The 19,077-nt window shown below is 70.5% G+C and carries 11 protein-coding genes; 4 read left to right on the top strand and 7 right to left on the bottom strand.

Features of this window, described 5'->3' with window-relative positions; genetic code table 11:
* The first annotated feature begins 70 nt into the window (after positions 1–70).
* The 3 genes from FS845_RS16935 to bamC all read left to right on the top strand — a co-directional run bounded on the left by FS845_RS16935 (position 71) and on the right by bamC (position 3,015).
* Positions 71–718 (top strand): site-2 protease family protein, encoded by a 648-nt coding sequence (locus FS845_RS16935; protein WP_144637422.1) that lies wholly within the window; start codon positions 71–73, stop codon positions 716–718.
* 248 nt (positions 719–966) lie between these two features.
* Entirely contained in the window at positions 967–1,872 is a 906-nt protein-coding gene (dapA, locus tag FS845_RS16930; RefSeq protein ID WP_144637420.1) for a 4-hydroxy-tetrahydrodipicolinate synthase, read from the top strand.
* Positions 1,873–1,887: 15 nt separating this feature from the next.
* Positions 1,888–3,015, top strand: a complete 1,128-nt coding sequence (bamC, locus tag FS845_RS16925) for an outer membrane protein assembly factor BamC (protein ID WP_144637418.1) — start codon at positions 1,888–1,890, stop codon at positions 3,013–3,015.
* 160 nt (positions 3,016–3,175) lie between these two features.
* Here the strand turns inward: bamC and FS845_RS16920 are convergent, their stop codons facing one another.
* The 4 genes from FS845_RS16920 to mutS all read right to left on the bottom strand — a co-directional run bounded on the left by FS845_RS16920 (position 3,176) and on the right by mutS (position 8,059).
* Positions 3,176–3,409 (bottom strand): BrnA antitoxin family protein, encoded by a 234-nt coding sequence (locus tag FS845_RS16920; RefSeq protein ID WP_260986344.1) that lies wholly within the window; start codon positions 3,407–3,409, stop codon positions 3,176–3,178.
* A 252-nt stretch (positions 3,410–3,661) separates the two neighbouring features.
* Positions 3,662–3,892 carry a hypothetical protein gene (locus FS845_RS16915; RefSeq protein ID WP_260986319.1) on the bottom strand — a complete coding sequence of 77 codons (231 nt, stop codon included), beginning with the start codon at positions 3,890–3,892 and terminating at the stop codon, positions 3,662–3,664.
* Positions 3,893–4,166: 274 nt separating this feature from the next.
* Positions 4,167–5,306: a cupin domain-containing protein gene (locus FS845_RS16910; protein WP_260986343.1), complete on the bottom strand. Its 1,140-nt coding sequence runs from the start codon at positions 5,304–5,306 to the stop codon at positions 4,167–4,169.
* A gap of 116 nt (positions 5,307–5,422) precedes the next feature.
* Entirely contained in the window at positions 5,423–8,059 is a 2,637-nt protein-coding gene (gene mutS / locus FS845_RS16905) for a DNA mismatch repair protein MutS (protein ID WP_409929307.1), read from the bottom strand.
* 479 nt (positions 8,060–8,538) lie between these two features.
* Between mutS and FS845_RS16900 the strand changes: the two genes are divergently transcribed.
* Positions 8,539–10,575 carry a hypothetical protein gene (locus FS845_RS16900; RefSeq protein ID WP_144637414.1) on the top strand — a complete coding sequence of 679 codons (2,037 nt, stop codon included), beginning with the start codon at positions 8,539–8,541 and terminating at the stop codon, positions 10,573–10,575.
* A 40-nt stretch (positions 10,576–10,615) separates the two neighbouring features.
* On the opposite strand, the gene FS845_RS16895 is transcribed toward FS845_RS16900, so the two are convergent.
* The 3 genes from FS845_RS16895 to FS845_RS26555 all read right to left on the bottom strand — a co-directional run.
* On the bottom strand, positions 10,616–11,881 hold the full coding sequence (locus FS845_RS16895) for an MFS transporter (RefSeq protein ID WP_144637411.1): 1,266 nt from the start codon (positions 11,879–11,881) through the stop codon (positions 10,616–10,618).
* Positions 11,882–12,162: 281 nt separating this feature from the next.
* Positions 12,163–12,918, bottom strand: coding sequence for a SapC family protein (locus tag FS845_RS16890; RefSeq protein WP_144637409.1), 756 nt, complete (start codon positions 12,916–12,918; stop codon positions 12,163–12,165).
* 9 nt (positions 12,919–12,927) lie between these two features.
* Positions 12,928–19,077: beta strand repeat-containing protein (locus FS845_RS26555; RefSeq protein ID WP_186332316.1), on the bottom strand; the 6,150-nt coding region annotated here is incomplete at its 5' end.

Here is a 19,077-nt window from a genome sequence, read left to right as displayed (position 1 = left end):
CTTCATCCGCCGACGACGGGGCGCTGCCGTCACGGGCCTGCCTTTGCCGCGCACTACAATCGCGCTCGCCATGAACGACATCATCCAGACCATCGCGGTCTATGCCATCCCGGTGATCTTCGCCATCACCCTGCACGAAGCCGCCCACGGCTACGTGGCGCGCATGTTCGGCGATCCCACGGCCTACCAGGCCGGGCGCGTCAGCCTGAACCCCGCTCGCCACATCGATCCCATCGGCACGCTGCTGGTGCCGGCGCTGATCCTGCTGACCTCCAAGCTGATGGGCGGGGCCGGGCTGCTGTTCGGCTGGGCCAAGCCCGTACCGGTCGATTTCGGGCGCCTGCGCCGGCCCAAGAAAGACATGCTGTGGGTGGCGCTGGCCGGCCCGGCGGCCAACATGGTCATGGCGCTGCTGTGGACCTTCGCGCTGCGCGGCTACCTGGAAAGCGGCACGCAGGAGGGCTTCTGGTTCGAGATGGCCATGGCCGGCGTCAACGTCAACCTGGCGCTGATGGCGCTGAACCTGCTGCCCGTGCCGCCGCTGGACGGCGGTCGCATCGTCTACAGCCTGCTGCCGCACCGGGCCGCGTACCAGTACGGCCGGCTCGAGCCCTACGGCCTGGTCATCGTGCTGGTGCTGCTGGCCACCGGCTCGCTGTGGGTGGTGCTGGGACCGCTGCTGGCGCTGGGCCGCACGGTCGTCACCTGGTTCCTCTAACTGCCTGTTTCCCATGGGAAGAGGGCGGATATCCGCCCCGGACAATATCCGGTAAACTCTTCCGTTTAATCGGTCAGCCTGGGCGCCGTAAGTGCGTGCAGGGTGGTTCGACCACGCGGTGGAACGGGCAGCGGGGCGCGGCATGCGCCCGCCGCGCCGTACGCCAATGGTCATGGTCAAGCCGGGGGGGACGTATCCCTGGTGATTACGCCGGGAACGACGCGTTCCCGGATGCGGAGTTACCCCGAATGGTCTCTACTGCTCGCGCTGCGGATCCCGTCTTCCAGGGCAGCATGGTCGCACTGGTCACCCCCATGCGGCCCGACGGCAGTCTCGATTACGACGCCTACCGCGCGCTGATCGATTGGCACGTCGCCGAAGGCACCGACGCGCTGGTCGTGGTCGGCACCACCGGCGAATCGCCCACCGTTTCCATGGACGAGCACGCCGAACTCATCCGCGTGGCCGTCGAACATGCGGCGAACCGCATCCCGGTCATCGCCGGCGTCGGCGCCAACTCCACCGACGAGGCCATCCACCTGGCGCGCCACGCGCTGGCGGTGGGCGCGCATGCCGGCCTGTCCGTGGTCCCGTACTACAACAAGCCCACGCAGGAGGGCATCTACCGCCACTTCCGCGCCATCGCCGAAGCGGTCGAGCTGCCCACGGTGCTGTACAACGTGCCGGGCCGCACCGTGGCCGACATGAGCCTCGATACCGTGCTGCGCCTGGCGCAGGTTCCGGGCATCGTCGGCATCAAGGACGCCACCGGCGACATCGCCCGCGGCGCGCTGCTGCTGCGCGAAGTGCCGGACACCTTCCAGGTCTTCAGCGGCGACGATCCCACGGCCGCCGCCCTGATCCTGCTGGGCGGCCGCGGCAACATCTCGGTCACCGCCAACGTGGCGCCCCGTCTCATGGCGCAGCTCTGTGCCGCCGCGCTTGCCGGCGACGTGCCGCGCACGCGTGAACTTAATGCGCGCCTGGCCCGTCTGAACAGAGCTTTGTTCGTCGAAGCCAATCCCATCCCGGTCAAATGGGCGCTTGCCCAGATGGGCCGTACCGAACTGGGCTATCGCCTGCCGCTGGTCGAACTGGGAGACGCGCACCATGCCACCGTGCGCCAGGCTCTCCAGGAAGTCGGCCTGCTTTAATACGTGAGGACTTGTATGAACAAACGTCATGCCGGCTTGTTGGCATTGATGGTCTTGACCCTGCTGTCGGGCTGCAGCGAGGTCAATCAGGTGCTGGGCACCGATGAAGCGATCGACTACAAGAGCACGCAGCGCGGGCAGCCCCTGAGCATCCCGCCCGACCTGACCCAGGCCGCGTCCGATCCGCGCTATCGCGCGCCGGCCGGCGCGCCCGCCACGTATTCGCAATACCAGCAGCAGGGCCAGGCCCAGCAGCAGGCCGCCGCCACCCAGCAGAACTCGAACGTCCTGCCCGCGCGCACCGACATGCGCGTCGAGCGGGACGGCAACGTGCGCTGGCTGGTGGTCGACCGTCCGCCCGAGGAAGTGTTTCCCAAGGTGGTCGACTTCTGGACGGACACTGGTTTCTCGGTCAACCAGAACAGCCCGCAAGCCGGCCTGATCGAGACCAACTGGGCCGAGAACCGCGCCAAGATCCCCGAGAGCTGGCTGCGCCAGGCCTTGGGTTCGGTCATCGACATGGCTTTCGATAGCGGCGAGCGCGAGAAATTCCGCACACGCGTCGAACGCGTCAACGGCCATACCGAGATCTACATCAGCCACCAGCAGATGCTGGAGAAGCGCTATGGCTCCGACCAGGGCCAGGTCGAATGGCAGCACGGCAAGGAAGACCCGGGCCTGAACGCCGCCATGCTGGCGCGCCTGATGGTCTACCTGGGCACCGACACCGATCGTGCCCGCCAGTTGCTGCAGCAGGCCGAAGCCCGTCCGCAGCAGGTCGCGGTGCAGCAGGAAGTGCGCGCGCAAGGCGCCTTGCTGGTCGTGGACGAGCCGTTCGAGCGTTCGTGGCGCCGTGTCGGCGTGGCGCTGGATTCGGGCGGCTTCACGGTGGACGACCGCGATCGCAGCGCGGGCGACTACTACGTGCGCTACCTGGACACGGATACGGGCGCCAAGCGCGAGGATCCCAACTTCTTCAGCCGCATGTTCGGCGGCAAGCCCGCCACCGCGCCTCAGTACCGCATCCACCTGAGCACCACCGGATCGCAGACGCAGATCACGGTGCTGGACGCCAACGGCGCGCGCGACACCGGCACCACCGCCCAGCGCATGCTGAGCGTGCTGCGCGACAAGATGATGTAAACGCACTGCCGTGCCGGTACTCGCCTTGGCGGGGCTGGCGCGGCGTGTCGGGGCCACGCCTCGACGGGCACTGGAAAGCCGGTGTACACGTTCGTGTACACCGGCTTTTTGCTTGGGGGCACGTTTGTCGTGTGATCAGGACAAGCGTGGTGGCGCCTGATCAGGCGTGATGCGATTCTTCCCGCAGGATGCGCCGTAAAGCATCTTCCGTGAGCGGCGCAGCACCGCCCGCGAGGGCTCTGCGCAAGACGTCATTGATGACGGTCTGATAGCCCATTCCCTGCTGTTCCGCCTGCGCCTTGGCCGCATCGACGACGTCGGCATCCAGCCGGATCGTGATGCTTATCTTGCCTGGCTTTGCCGCCTGGGCGCGCGCGCGCTTAAGATACGAAATTGCAAGTCCGTTCAGTGTTCTGTCTCACGTTTCTGGGACGAAGTCCCGGCGCGACGCTACCGTTCCACGCCATGCCGCCCCCACAAATGATCAGCCCGCGTGTCGCAGGACACGCGGGCTGATCGCGAGATGGGCGGGGAGGGATCCAGGCAGGATCGGCGGTGGGGGTCGCGGTGACTCTATTGCGCGTTGTCGATCCGGACTGCCTGGAACCTGTCCTGCGTGCGCTTGGCCAGCAGGACGGGAGGACGATTACGACGAAGGCGTCGTCGAGCCGCCCGAGCCACCGGTACCGCCGGTGCCGCCGCTGGGAGCGGGCGTCGCGGGTGCGGGCGTGGCGGGCGCCGGGGTCGACGGAGCCGGGCTGCTGGTGGACGGGGTGGTGGTGCCACCGGCCGGCGGAGCTTCTTCGCTCTTCTTGCAAGCGCTCAGCGAAACGGCAGCAACCATGGCGGCGAGAATCAGCGATTTGCGCATCATCATGTCGAACTCCTCTTTGATTGAGATATATGGACCCCTAGGGGAAACCATGACCCAGGCTACAGGAATCCGTCAGACGCGGCCGTGTGGAAATTAAAGCGGTGGCATCCCAATCGCAACAAATCTTGCGTGTCCGTGTATTGGATGTGGAAATGTCACCAGGCTTTCAGAGTCGCTAGCGTTCTGTGGAATGCGGACACGAGTACGTGTCCGGATGATACGAGAGCGGCCCCGCAAGGCCGTCCCCTGTTGTATCCCCGCCAAGGCGGGGCGGGCCCTAGGCCGGACGGTAGTGCAGCCAGCCGTCGTCCAGCCATTGGGTCAGCAGCTCGCGCGAGGCCTCGTCCAGCTTGCGGCACAGCGGATCGTCGCAGCGCAGTTCCCGCGCATCGGCCAGCGCGCGCAGCGCGGGCGACGGGGCCACGGGGGCCGTCTCGCCGTTGATGAACAGCTGCCGGCCGCGATACAGCATGCGGGTGCGGCGGTCGAGCGCCAGGCGGCCGTCCCGGGGCCAGTCCTGCGCCAGGTCGGGAGCGTCCTCGCCGGGGCCGTCGAACACGCTGACGCTGTTTGGCTCGGTCAGCCAGCAGCCCAGGAAGCGCGCGGCCAGGGCTTCGTCGAAGCGCAGCTTGTCCAGGGTGTCCAGCGTGGCCTGCAGCAGGGCGTCGGGCAGCGCGGCCGGCGTGGCGGTGGCGGGCTGGCCGGGATCGCGGTACAGGCCGGCGGGCGCCGGGCCCGGCAGCGGCGGCTCGCCATAGGGGCCGCTGGGCTGGCCCAGGCGCGCCAGGGCCTGGTCGCCGGCGGCTTCCAGCAGGCCGCGCACCAGCGTGGCCAGGGTGGGCGCGCGAAAGCCGATCGAGATCGTCATGCAGTCGTCGTCCAGCGCCACGCCGTCGTGCGCGGCCTGGGGCGGCAGATAGAGCATGTCGCCGGGCTCGAGTACGTATTCCTCCTCGGGCTCGAACTGGCTGAGGATCTTCAGCGGCAGGCCGGGTTCCAGCGACAGGTCGCGCTGGCGGCCGTAGCGCCAGCGGCGCCGGCCGCTGGCCTGCAGCAGGAACACGTCGTAGCTGTCGTAGTGCGGACCCACGCCGCCGCCGGTGGAGGCCAGGCTGATCATGATGTCGTCCAGCCGCGCGTCGGGCACGAAGCGGAACCGCTGCAGCAGCGCGCTGGCGGCATCGTCGTGCAGGTCCACGCTCTGCACCAGCAGGGTCCAGTCGGGCTCGGCGGGCCTGGGCAGGCGGGCGAACGGGCCGTTCTCCATCTGCCACTGGCCTTCCTCGCGCCAGATCAGGCGCGATTCGACGTCGTCGCGGCGCGCCATGCGCTTGAGATCGGCCGCGGACACGGGCGGCTTGAAACCGGGTATGGCCTGGCGGATCAGCAAGGGTTTGCGCTGCCAGTGGCGGCGCATGAAGGCCTCGGGCGTGAGGCCTCCCAGCAGCGTGCTGGGCCGGTCGGGGGCGGGGGGCAGCGGCGCCGGGCCGCCGTCCGGCAGCGGCCGCGCGGTCTTGGGAGAGGGCGTTCGTTTCATGACAGGTGGGTCTTCAATCGGTACAGGGCGTCCAGCGCTTCGCGCGGGGTCAGGGTGTCGGGGTCGATGCCGGCCAGCGCGTCGCGCAGGGCGTCCAGCGCGTCGTCGGCGTGCTGCTGGTCGGAACGGGCCTGGGCTTGCGCGTCGGCGTCGATGGCCGCGGCGAACAGGCCCAGCTGAGGCGTGGGCGCGCCCTGGGCCTCCAGGCGTTCCAGTTCGCGGGAGGCCTGGCGGATGACGGCGGCCGGCACCCCGGCGCGCTGCGCGACCTGGATGCCGTAGCTGCGGCTGGCGGGGCCGTCGCGCACTTCGTGCAGGAACACGATGCCGCCCGCCGATTCGGCGGCGGCCAGGTGCACGTTGGCGGCGGTGGGCTGCTCGGCCGGCAGGCGCGTCAGCTCGAAATAGTGCGTGGCGAACAGGGTCAGCGCGCGATTGTGCGACAGCAGCCGGCAGGCGATGGCCCAGGCCAGCGCCAGGCCGTCGTAGGTGGACGTGCCGCGGCCGATCTCGTCCATCAGCACCAGGCTGTGCGGCGTGCTGGCCGACAGGATGGCCGCGGCCTCGGTCATCTCCATCATGAAGGTGGAGCGTCCGCCGGCCAGGTCGTCGGCCGCGCCGATGCGGGTGAAGATGCGGTCGATGGCGCCGATGCGCGCGCGCGCCGCGGGCACGAAGCTGCCGGTGCGCGCCAGCAGCGCGATCAGCGCGGTCTGCCGCATGTAGGTCGACTTACCGCCCATGTTGGGGCCGGTGATCAGCAGCATGCGGCGCATGGCGTCGAGACGGCAGCCGTTGGGCGTGAAGCGCTCGATGGCGCGCTCGACCACGGGATGGCGGCCGGCCTCGATCTCGATCTCGGCGTCGTCGCTCAGTTCGGGCGCCACCCAGCCGTGGCGGCGGGCGTGCTCGGCGAGGGCGGCCAGCGTGTCCAGTTCGGCCAGCGCCACCGCGCACCAGGACAGCGGCATCACGTGCGCCGCCAGGGCGTCCAGCAACTGCTCGAACAGCCATTTCTCGCGCGCCAGCGAACGGTCCTGGGCGGACAGCACGCGGTCTTCCCAGGTCTTCAGTTCGGGCGTGATGTAGCGCTCGGCATTCTTCAGGGTCTGGCGGCGGCGGTAGTCGTCGGGCACCTTGTCGGCCTGGCCGCGCGTGACCTCGATGTAGAAGCCGTGCACGCGGTTGAACTCGACGCGCAGGTTGCCGATGCCGGTGCGCTCGCGTTCGCGCGCTTCCAGCTGCATCAGGAAATCGCCGCCGTCGGTGGCCAGGCCGCGCAGCTCGTCCAGTTCCGCGTCGTAGCCCGGCGCGATGACGCCGCCATCGCGGATCTGCACCGCCGGCTCGGCGGCGATGGCCCGCTGCAGCAGCTCGGCCAGTCGCGGATCGGGGGCCAGCAGGCCGGTCAGTTCCTGCAGGCGCGGGGTGCCCGGCTGCAACTGACCCAGCAGGGCGTGCAGCGCGGGCAGGGCCGCCAGCGCGTCGCGCAGGCTGGCCAGTTCGCGCGAACGCACCGAGCGCAGCGCCACGCGCGAGGCGATGCGCTCCATGTCGGGAAACGGGTGCAGCGCCTGGCGCAGGCTGTCCAGCAACTCGTCGGCGCCGAACGCCTGCTCGGGGTGCAGGCGCGCGCCCAGCAGCGCGGTGATGGCCTGCTGGCGGGCCAGCGCTGGCGCGTTGTCGCGCAGCGGATGGTGCAGCCAGCGGCGCAGCAGGCGGCTGCCCATGGGCGTGCGGCAGCCGTCCAGCAGCGAGAACAGCGTGGGAGAGTCCTCGCCGGCCAGCGTCTGCGTCAGTTCCAGGTTGCGGCGCGTGACGGGGTCCAGCACCACGTACTGGCCGGGGCGCTCGGCGGTGATCTGCTGCACGTGGGCCAGCGCCTGCGACTGCGTGCGCGCGGCATAGCGCAGCAGGGCGCCGGCGGCGCAGATGGCGGCGGGCATGTCCTCGATGTCGAAGCCGCCCAGCGAATCGGTCTTGAAGTGCGCCAGCAGGTGCGCGCGTGCGCCGTCGCGCTCGAAATGCCAGTCGGGTACACGCGACAGCGCGCCGTCGAAGGCCACGGCGGGGTCGGCGCCGTCGGGACAGATCAGTTCTGCCGGCGCGATGCGCGCCAGTTCGGATTCGAGCTGCGCGGGCGCGCATTCGGTGACGCGGAATTCGCCGCTGGCCAGGTTCAGCCAGGCCAGGCCCACGCGCGGGTCGCGCGCCTTGCCGCTGGCCCACAGCGCGGCCAGCGCGCGGTCGGCCTTGGCGGGCAGCAGCGCATCGTCGGTCAGCGTGCCGGGCGTGACGATGCGCACGATGCGCCGTTCCATCGGCCCCTTGGCGGCGCCCGGATCGCCGATCTGTTCGCAGATCGCCACCGACTCGCCCAGGGCCACCAGTTTCGCCAGGTACGACTCCATGGCGTGCACGGGCACGCCGGCCATGGGAATGGGCGAGCCGTTGGACGCGCCGCGCTTGGTCAGCGTGACGTTGATCAGGCGCGCGGCGCGCTCGGCGTCTTCATAGAACATCTCGTAGAAGTCGCCCATGCGGTAGAACAGCAGCATGGGTCCCGCCTCGGCTTTCAGGGCGAGGTACTGCTGCATCATGGGAGTGTGGCCGGAGGTATCGGTCTTGGGCATTCAGTCGGTGGAGTTCGAGTCCATGTGCGACCCCGCGTGAGCGTTCGGCGTACACGCGCATGAATACGCGGCGCGGGGCGAAACCGATTATTTGACCATGTTCCGATCAAGCTACGTGAGTCGTGGCTGGAGGACGATCCACCAATTCAATCAAAAAGGCCGAGTGTGCCCCTTGGGCCAGCAGCATTCCCGTCATCGAGTTTCGTCGACGATTCCGGCCCTTTCGTCGAAAAAACCTGGAGCGCCTAGCGGGTTTCGCCTATTTTTGCCGGGTTCTGCGCGGACCTGGGCTGAGGAGCTGCCGGGCCGCGCGCGGTGCGCGTTCGCGTTCGCGTTCGACCAGCGGGGCGCCTAGGTTCGTCAGATCAATCGGTTCGAAGAAAGCCGGTACGGCTTTCCGATCAAAAAGGGGCGGGAGCATGAAGAGGCAATTGCACGGCCGGCTTGGGCGTCGGGAACGGATTCTGGGGGCCGTCGCCATGTCGACAGGCCTGGCATTGGCGCTGGGGGCGTGTTCGGACGACGACGGGTCGAGCATGAAGCTGTCGGGCCGCGTGCAGGCCGGGTCGGTGGGCCAGGCGGATTACCGCGTCAGCCTGTACGGCAGCTTCTCGGGCGACGCCGGCGCGTGGGTGCCGCTGGGCTCGGGCACCAGCCGCGGCGACGGCGATTTCTCCATCTCGTACAAGATGACCGATGCCCAGCGCAGCCAGCAGCCGCTGCTGTTCGTGCAGGCGACCTCGGGACAGGCCATGCTGGCCAGCGTCGTCGGCAGCGACGAGGGCAAGGTCGACGGCAGCGTGATGGTGAACGAGCGCACCACCGTCGCCACGGGTAACGCGTATGCGCAGTTCATTGGCGCGTCAGGCATCGCGGGCGATGCGGTCGGCATGCGCAATGCCGCGCAGATGGCCGCCAACCTGGCGGACCCGGTGTCGGGCGAGGTGGGCCGCGCGCTTGCCATGGCGCCCAATGGGTCGGCCACGTCGACGCTGGCGACCTTCAATACGCTGGCCAACGTGGTGGCCTCGTGCGCGGCCGCGCAGCCCAACTGCGCGGCGCTGTTCGCGGCGGCGACCCCGCCGGGCGGCGCGCCCGCGGCCAACGTGCTGCAGGCGCTGTCCAACATCGTGAAGAACCCGGCGTATCCCGACTATCCGTCCGCGGCGGCGGACCCCTTGTTCCAGCTGTCGCAGAAATCGCCCACACGCGGCATCGGCCTGCCGGCGCGGCCCACCAACTGGCTGCTGTTCCTGAAGGTGACGGGCGGCGAATTCAGCGACCAGAGCCCCACCGACTTCGTCAACGGCGTGGGCAACATCGCGTTCGACGCGCAGGGCTATGCCTGGGCCAACGACAACTACGAGCCGCAGTATCCGGGCCAGTCGACGTGCGCGGGCCTGCGCCTGCTGAAGTTCTCGCCGGCGGGCAAGGTGGTCGACGGCTCGCCCTATTTCGGCGGCGGCCTGAGCGGCGCCGGCTTCGGCATCACGCTGGACCTGCTGGGCAACGTCTGGACCGGCAACTTCGGCTTCGAGGACCCGCCGTGCATCGGCACGCCGCAGGAGGCGCGGCACAACAGCGTGTCGGCGTTCCGTCCGAACGGCACGCCGATCTCGCCGGACATCGGGTTCACCGCCGGCAATCTGTCGTGGCCGCAGGGCACGGTGGCCGACCGCTCGGGCAACATCTGGTTGGCCAACTGCGGCAACGACTCCGTCACCAAGTATCCCGACGGCGATCCGTCGCGGGCCGTCAACATTCCGCTGGGGCCGCTGGCGCCGGGCGAACTGCCCAAGCTGAAGCCCTTCGGTGCGGTGGTGGGCCTGGACGGCAACGTCTGGGTGACGACCAACAAGGGCAATGGCCTGGTGGTGATCGCCCCGGACGGCACCATCGTCAAGCGGCTGAGCAATGCCGACGGCGACCCGCTGCGCCCGCTGATCAGCAAGCCCATCGGCAACGCGGCGGACAGCAAGGGCAACATCTGGGTCGCCAACTCGGACTGGCTGGACTCGCCGTGCCCGGACCGCTCCGCGGTCGGACCGGCGGACAATCCTTCGGTTTCGCTGTTCAACGGCGCGACGCGCGAACCCTGGCCCGGTTCGCCCTTCACGGGCGGCGGGCTGACCGTGCCGTGGGGCATCTCGGTGGATGGCAACGACACGGTGTGGGCGTTCAATTTCGGCCCGGACGGCGTGAGTGCCACGCCGACCACGGCGCTGACTGGCGTCAGCCGCTTCTGCGGCGCCGACGCGAGCAAATGCCCGGCGGGCCTGAAGGTGGGCGACCCGATCTCGCCGCCCACCGGCTACACCAGCGATGCCCTGGAGCGCATCACCGGCGGCCAGATCGACCGCTCGGGCAACCTGTGGCTGATGAATAACTGGAAGCAGAATCCGAATCCGGACCTCAATCCGGGCGCCAACTCGATCACGATCGCGATCGGCGCGGCCGCGCCGCTGAACACGCCGGTGATCGGGCCGCCGGTGCCGCTGGCGGCGGTGGCGCCCTGATCGATGCAAATGCCCCCCTGGCAGGCGCCCGCCGTGGCCGCTACGCCGACGCCTGCGCGCGCTCCTGCTCCAGCGAGTTCTGCACCATGTCCTCGGTGACGCGCAGCTCGACGCCCACCGGCGTCATCTGCGCGGCCGAGGCGAATGGCGCCACTGGCGCGGGCGGCGCGTACTTGTTGCGCTGGCGCATGAAGGACGCCACCAGCGCCAGGTTGAGCACGGCGAAGGACAGGAACAGGCCGCTTGCGCCCACCTGCTCCATGATCCACGAGATGGCCAGCGGGCTGAGCGCCGAACCGATGGAGTTGATCAGCAGCAGGCCCTGGATCATGCGCACCAGTTCCTCGGCCGGCGCGCGGTCGGCCGCGTGGCTGACCGCCACCGGATAGACCGCGAAGATGCCGCCGCCCAGCAGGAACAGTAGCACCAGCAGCAGCGTGGGCGAAGGCGGCAGCGCCAGGATGGCCACCGACAGCGCCAGGCAGAACGCGCCCAGCGCGATCAGCACGGTGCGGCGGTCGCGGTGGTCGGACCAGCGGCCCACGGGATATTGCAGCACCATCGCGCCCAGGATGGTGCTGGCCATCATCTGGCCGACCTGCTCGACGCTCATGCCGATGCGCTGCAGGTACAGCGGCAGCAGCGTGTACACGGCCGCGATGGCGATGCCCGAGCCGAAGCAGCCGACCACGCCGGTGGGCGAGGTGCGCAGCAGGTGGCGCGGCGACAGGGGCTCGACGCGTTCGACCAGCGGCGACACGCGCGGGATGATGACCATGGGCATGACCGATAGCGAGGCCAGCATGCCGGCGACCATGAAGGGGGCGGTGTCGCCCCAGCCGTCGATGGTGCCCAGTTTCAGCTGGCCCAGCATGCCCGAGCCGTACAGCACGATCATGTAGACCGCCAGCAGGCGGCCGCGCAGCTTCTGGTCGCCCGCCAGCAGCAGCCAGCTTTCCACGACCAGGTACACGCCCACGATGGCCCAGCCGCACACCAGGCGCAGGATGAACCATGCCGTGGCGTCCAGGTACAGGCCCTGCAGCAGCACGGTGACGGCGATCAGCGAGGCGAAGCTGCTGTAGGCGCGGATGTGGCCGATGCGCACGATGAGGCGGTCATTGAAGACCGCGCCCAGCGACAGGCCGATGAAGTACGAGGCCGACACCATGCCGATGACGGTGGCCGACACGCCGGCGGCGTCCAGCCGCAGCGTGGTCAGCGAGGAGATGAACCCGTTGCCGATGCAAACGATGAACAGCCCGAGCAAGGGCCCGAGCACCAGGGCAAGCAACTGCCGTGACATAACGATCCAGAATCGAGGGTAGGCCGCGGACAGGCGTCCGCGCGGCCGGATGGCTTCCCCCAGGCAACGCCCGCATCGGATTCTAGGTGTCGGTGCTGGAAAATTGCGCCGCAGATTTTACTCTCAAGCCCAGCTCCGGGCGGAGCGCGGCGAGGGCGGCTGTTGCGGCGATGCCGCAGTGCCGGGCCGGGGCCTGTGCGGTGGCCCGGCCGGCATGGGTGGCGATGTGCGGCGGCCAGCGCGCCGGCTGGCGCGGCGGCCGGTCCCGCTGGCCGCAAGGATCACGCCTCGGCGGCGCCGTCGGCGGCCGGGGCCGACGGCTGCACCTGGTTGATCAGGGCGGGCCAGGTGTTGATCGACAGCAGGTGGCAGTAGACCAGCGGCAGCCAGCCGTTGGCGCGCCAGCGCAGGAACTCTTCGTCCGACAGCTTGTTGAACTTGGCTTCGTCGATCACCTTGAAGCCGGACATCGCCAGGCGCTGGCCGTCGGGCAGGGTGATGTCGGCGCGGTTCTCGACCAGCAGGTCTGCCTCGGCCAGGGCGCGGGCGAACTCCATCGTGTAGGCGTGCTGGTTCTGGTAGTCGCGGCAGAAGTCCAGGGCGCTGCGCGACAGGGCCGTGGGCTCGCCGGCTTCGTCGAAGAACGGGTTGTCGCGGCCTTCGACCACCGAGGCGGCCTTCTCGTCCACGCACAGCGTGAACTGGCTGCGATCCTCGTTCTCCATGAAGATGAAGGGATAGCGGCGGATGTAGGCGGGGATGTACGTGCCCGCGCGCCACTGGCCGTCGCCGTCGACGAACAGGTTCTCCTGGCCGCGCACGCCCAGCACCGCCACCGGGGTGGGTTGGTCGCCGTCGGTGAAGACGATGGGGAAGTGGCGGCACGCCGTCGGCAGCTCGGTGGCCACCAGCGGCACCGCGTTGGTCTTGGCGGCGTAGGCGAAGCCCGTATTGCCGGCCAGCGACAGGTTGGCGTGCACGCCGGCGGCCAGCGGACGGGGTTGGACGTAGAACAGGGGGAGCGAAGTCGAAGTCATTTCTGGGTGTCAGAGGGTGCGTTGGGCATCGTTCTGCTTGCTTTCGTCGTCGGACGATTGCGTGCCGTCGATGGCCGGTTGTTGCGAAGCGCCTGCCGGGGCCTGCCGCGCCGAACCGTCGCCCGAGGGGATGGTCAGCACGTTGGCGTCGCCGGAAGGCAGTTGCCACGTAGTGGTGTCGGCGAAGGTCACCGTGAGGACCTTCGGGTCGGCATATGCGTTCAGCACGTCCGGACCGTAGGCATCAGGCGTCACCGTACCACGGAACAGCGAATCGGCCGACGGCTTGGACGGCGCGATCCAGCGCGGCGCGGTGATGGCCGCCACGCGGTTGACCGTATCGGTCGGGCCCCAGACGGCGCCGTTCAGGAAGAACGGGGAGCCGACCAGGGGGCTGGTGACCAGCGAGGCGGCGAAGGCGCCGGTCTTGGTGGCCAGGGTGCCGTAGATCTGGGCCGAGCCGGCGACGGGCACCGACAGCACGGCGACGTCGAGCTTGTGGCTCGGGTCCGCGTCGTTCAGGCCGATGCTCAGGTTGCCGGTGAGGCCCGGGTTCAGGTTCAGCGTGGCCAGCGGGCCGTGGATGCCCGTGGCGGTGATGTCGCCGCGGGTTTCGATGGTGGCGCTGGCGCCCTGGATGTAGGCGACGGCGCCCAGCCTGACGGGGCCCTGCGACACCAGCAGCTGGGCCGGCAGCAGCAGCGTGGCGCCGCCCGTCTGCGTGAAGCCGGTGGCGGCGCGCACCGTGGCGTTCTGGCTGAAGCCGACCGTGCCGGCGGGGTCGTTGCTGGCGATATCGATCGCCCCGTTGCGGGCCTGCACGTCGCCGCCGAAGGCGATGCTGCCGCCCGCCAGGTCGATGCCGTCGTCCGCCGTCAGCGCGCCGCGGTAGGTGGCCGAGCGGGCTTCCAGCTGCTGCACGCGGTAGGCGCTGACGTCGCCGTTGAACACGATGGTGTTCACGGCGCGCAGGGTGAGCACGCCCAGGTTGGCGGCATCGCCGTTGACCAGGATGTCGCCGCCCGCGCTGACCGACAGGCTGTTGCCCGCGCCGTCCAGCGTGCTGCCCAGCACGACGGAGCCGTTGCCGCTGGCCAGGTCGCGCGCGCCGGACAGGCTGACCGCGCCGGCGTAGGCCTGGTTGCCGGTCGTGCTGACCGAGCCCGCGTCCATGGCGGTCGCGCCATCGACGATCAGCTCGCGCAGCGCGGCCACCGCGCCCACGTTGCCGTGGATGTCGGCGTTGCCGGCGATGCGCAGGCCTTGCTGGCCTGCCTCGGTGGCGTCCACGCCGGACAGCAGGGTCACCGTGGCGCCGCTCAGCACCGTGTCGGCGCCCAGCACGGCGCGCTCGCCCCAGACCTGGGTGCCGGTAGTGTCGACCAAGCCGCCGTTGATGGCCAGGCTGCCGGCCTCGCTGGTGATGACCGAGGCCGCGCGCACCGCGCCGTCGAAGCGGGTGGCGCCGTTGGCATCGATGACCAGCGCGCCCAGGCGGTTCGCGGCGCCCACGGCGCCGGCGAAGGCGATGTCGCCGCCCGCCTGCACCGAGAAGTCCGCCGTGCCGTCGACCGTGCTGTCGAAGCCGATGTTGCCGGTCTGGCTGGACAGTGCCTGCGCGGCCGCCAGCGTGACGGCGCCGCCGTACGACTGATCACCCGTGGTGGCGATGCTGCCGCCGTTGAAGGTGGCGGCGCCCGTGACGGACAGGCCGGCCAGCGCCTGGTTGGCGCCGAACGCGCCGGCAAAGACGGCATCGCCCACGACGTCGATGGCGCCTGCGCCGTCGGCTCCGCCCAGCAGGGCGACCTGCGTGCCCTGCAGGGTGGTCTGGCCGTCCACCTGCACCAGGCTGTCGTAGTGCTGCGTGCCCACGGTGGTGACCGGGCCGCCCAGCAGGACGGTGCCCTGGCCTTGCGTGCGGACCGAGTCCGCGTAGACCGGACCGTGGATGCCGGTGGCGCCGGCGCTGTCGATCACCAGGTCGCCCAGGCCCGTCAGCGTGTCGCCCGCGCCGAAGGCGAGGGTGACGTCGCCGTCCTGCGTGGCGATGCTCAGGTCGTGGTGGCCGCTGAGCGCGCCGTCGATCAGGACGTCGCCGCCCTGCGTGGTGAGCGCCTGCGCGCCCTCCAGGTGGACCGAGCCGCCATACGACTGGTTGCCCGTGGTGGCGATGCTGCCTTCGTACAGCGTGGTGGCGCCGGACACGTTCAGGCTGGCCAGCTTCTGCGCCGCGCCGAATGCGCCGCCCAGGTATGCGCTGCCCTGAATGTCCAGCGCATGCCCGCCGTCCGCGCCCGCCATCAGCGAGACCTCGCTGCCGTTCAGCACGGTGTCCTGGCCCAGCGTGACGTGGCCTGCGTACGATTGCGTGGCGGCCTCGATGCGGCCGCCGTCGATGGCCACGCTGCCCGCGCCGGTCTTCGTCAGCGACCCGGCGCGCACCGCCTTCGAAAAGGTCGTGGCGCCGGTGGTGTCGACGTACAGCTCGCCGATCGCCGCGGAGGCGCCGATGGTCTCATCGAACGCGACGTCGCCGGTCTTGGCGCGGATGTCCAGCGTGTGCGCGCCTTCGACCTTGCCGCCGAAGCGCACGTCGCCGCCGTCCGTGGTCAGAACCACGTCCTGGCCCAGCGTGAGCGCGCCGTTGTAGGTCTGGCCGCCGGTGGTGGCGATGGTGTCGGTGTCCAGGGCGGTAGTGCCGGTGACATTCAACGAGGCCAGCTGGAAGGGCGCGCCGATACGGCCGCCGAGGATGGCGTCGCCGTCGACGGTCAGCGATTGCCCGCCGGCCGTCATGCCGGTCGCGCCGGCGGCCAGCGTGACGGACGAGCCCTTCAGCGTGGTGTTGGCGCCCAGGTAGGCCAGCTCGCCGTACGACTGCGTGCCGGTCGTGTCGACCCGGCCGCCCGAGATGCTCAGCGAGCCCGGGGCGTCCGTGCTGACCGAGGCGGCGTACACCGCGCCGCCCAGCGAGGTGGCGCCGCCGCTGTTGATGACCAGCGCGCCCAGGCGGCCGGTGGTGGCGTTGCCCACCGCTTGCTCGAACATGACGTCGCCGCCGCCCGCCGTGACGGTCAGGGCGTGGCCGCCGTCGGCGGCGCTGGCGACCGTGCCGCCGAAACCGACGGCCGCGTCCGAGGTCTGCAGCGTGACCGAGTCACCCAGGGTGACGTTGCCGTTGTAGCGCTGCTGGCCGACGGTGGTGACGTCGTCCGCCAGGCGGGTCGTGCCGCTGACCGTCAGGAAGGCCAGGGCGTTGGTCGCGCCCACGGCGCCGCCGATGTCGGCGTTGCCCGTGATGGTCAGCGCCGCCGCGCCCGGCGCAGCGGCGCCCGGCGCGGCGGCGTCGGCGCCCTGGGCCAGGGACACGAGCGTGCCCACCAGCGTGGTGTTGCCGCCCAGCACGGCGCGTTCACCGTAGGACTGGGCGCCCGTCGTGTCGACGCGCAGGCCGTTGATGGCCAGCGTGCCCGGCGCGTCGGTGGTGACCGACGCCGCGTAGACGCCGCCGCCGAAGGTGGTGGCGCCGCTGCTGTTGACCGTCACGGCGCCCAGGCGACCGGTGGTCGAGTTGCCCAGCGCGCCGGCGAAGCCGACGTCGCCGCTGCCCGTGGTGACCGACAGGCCGTGGCCGCCGTTGGCCACGCTGAGGACCGGGGTGGAGAACGTGATCGCCGCATTGGTGGTCGTCAGCGCCACCGTGTTGCCCAGCGTGACGTTGCCGGCGTATTGCTGCGTGCCGACCGTGGTGACGTTGCCGGCCAGGCGCGTGGTGCCGGTGACCGACAGCGAGGCCAGGGCGGTGTTGGCGCCCACCGCGCCGTTGATCACGCCGTTGCCGGCGATCGTCAGCGCGTGGTTGCCGTCCGCGCCGGCCAGGGTCACCGTGGTGCCCTTGAGCTGGGTGTCCCCGCCCAGCACGGCGCGTTCGCCATACGACTGCGTGCCGGTGGTGTCCACCAGGCCGCCGTCGATGGCCAGCGTGCCGCCGGCGTTGGTCATGACCGACGCCGCGTAGACGGCCTTGCCGAAAGTGGTGGCGCCGCTGCTGTTGACGGCCAGCGCGCCCAGGCGGGACGCCGTGCCGTCTTCGTCGTCGAAGCCGACCGCGTCCGCGAAGCGCACGTTGCCGCTGCCCGCGTTGACCGTCAGGCCATGGCCGGCGTCGAGCTTGCTGAGCAGCGCGCCGCCGAAGGTCACGGCGCCGTTGCCCGAGTTGACGGTCAGCGCCTTGGTCAGCGTGACGATGCCGTCGTACGACTGCGCGCCCGTGGTGGCGATCGTGCCGGCGCCCAGTTGGGCGTTGCCGGTGATGGTCAGCGACGCGAGGGCGCGGTTGGCGCCCACCGCGCCGTTGATCTGCGTGGCGGTTGCGGTGACGGCCAGCGCCTGGCCGCCCGCGGTGGCGCCGTCCACGCCCTGGGCCAGGGTGATGGCCGAGCCGCTCAGCGCCGTATCGGCGCCCAGCACGGCGCGTTCGCCGTACGATTGCGCGCCGCTGGTCTTGACCAGGCCGCCGTCGATGGCCAGCGTGCCCGGGGCGTCGGTGGTGACCGAGGCCGCGTACACCTTGCCCGCGAACTTGGTGGCGCCGCCGCTGTTGACGGCCACCGCGCCCACGTTCTGCAGGCCGTCGTCGCCGATGTCCTGCGCGAAGCGGACGTTGCCGCTGCCGGCATTGACCGTCAGGTTCGGCGCGCCGGCGGACGCACCGAGCACCTTGCCCGAGAACGTGACGTTGCCGTTGGCCGTGGTGCTGAACACGTGCGCGCCATCCAGCGTGACGAGGCCCTGGTAGGCCTGCGCGCCCGACGTCCTGACCGAACCGCCGCGCAGCGCGGCATCGCCGGTGATGGTGAGCGAACCCAGCGCGCCGGTCGCGCCGATGGCGCCCCGGATGTCGGCCGCGCCGGTGATCAGCAGGGTGGTCGAGCCCGGCACGCGCGCATCCGCGCCGCCGCCCAGCGTGACCAGGGTGCCCTTCAGATTGGCGTTGTTGCCGATCACGGCGCGTTCGCCGTACGACTGCGCGCCGGTGGTGTCGACCAGGCCGCCGTCGATGGCCAGCGTGCCCGGCGCATCGGTGGTGACCGAGGCCGCGTACACCTTGCCCTGCAGGATGGTGTCGCCGGCGCTGTTCACCGTGACCGCGCCCAGGCGGCCCGTGGTGGCGTCGCCCGCGTCCTTCCAGAAGTGCACGTTGCCTTCGCCCGCGTCGATCGCCAGGCCGGCCTGCAGGCCGGACTTGCTGGCGACGGTGTCGAGGAAGGTGACCGCGCCGTCCGTCGTGTTAATCGCGACGGCGTTGCCCAGCGTGACGGCGCCCTGGTAGGTCTGGTCGCCGGCCGTGACGATGCGTTCGCCGTTCAGCGCGGCGGTGCCGGTGATGTACAGCGTAGCGAGCTCGTGCACGGCGCCGACGTCGCCGTCGATGACGGCGTTGCCGGCGATCAGCAGCGCGGCCGGCGTGGCCGCGCCCGAGTCGACGCCGTCGGACAGCGTGACGGTGGCGCCCTTGAGCGTCACATCGCGGCCCAGCACGGCGCGTTCGCCGTACGACTGGTTGCCCGAGGTGACGATGGTGGCGCCGTCGATGGCCAGCCTGCCCGGCGCATCGGTGGCGACCGAGGCCGCGTAGACGCTGCCGCCGAACGTGGTGGCGCCGCCGCTGTTGACCTGCACGGTGCCCAGGTCGTCGCCATGCGTGCTGGCGCCGATGTCCTGGGCGAAGGACACGTCGCCCAGGCCCGCATTGACCGTCAGGTCGCGGGCCAGGCGGTCGGCGCCCACGGCGCCCGAGAACGTGACGTCGCTGTCGAGGGTCGTCAGCGTCACGCTGTTGCCCAGCGTGGCGTTGCCGGTATAGGACTGCGCGCCGGTCGTGGTGACGTTGCCGGCCAGGCGCGTGGCGCCGGTGACCGACAGCGCGCCCAGCGCGCGGTTGGCGCCGACGGCGCTGCCCAGCACGGCGTTGCCGGTGATCAGCAGGGTGCGGTTGGCGCCGGCGATGGAGTCCGCGCCGCCTGACAGCGTGACGGTGGCTCCCGTGAGCTGCGTGTCCGCGCCCAGCACGGCGCGTTCGCCGTACGACTGGATGCCGGTGGTGTCGACCAGGCCGCCATCGATCGCCAGGGTGCCCGGCGCGTCGGTGGTGAC

This window comes from Bordetella genomosp. 13, assembly GCF_007679965.1.
Classification (GTDB): Bacteria; Pseudomonadota; Gammaproteobacteria; order Burkholderiales; family Burkholderiaceae_B; genus Bordetella.
This window is presented reverse-complemented; position numbering and strand designations above follow the sequence as displayed.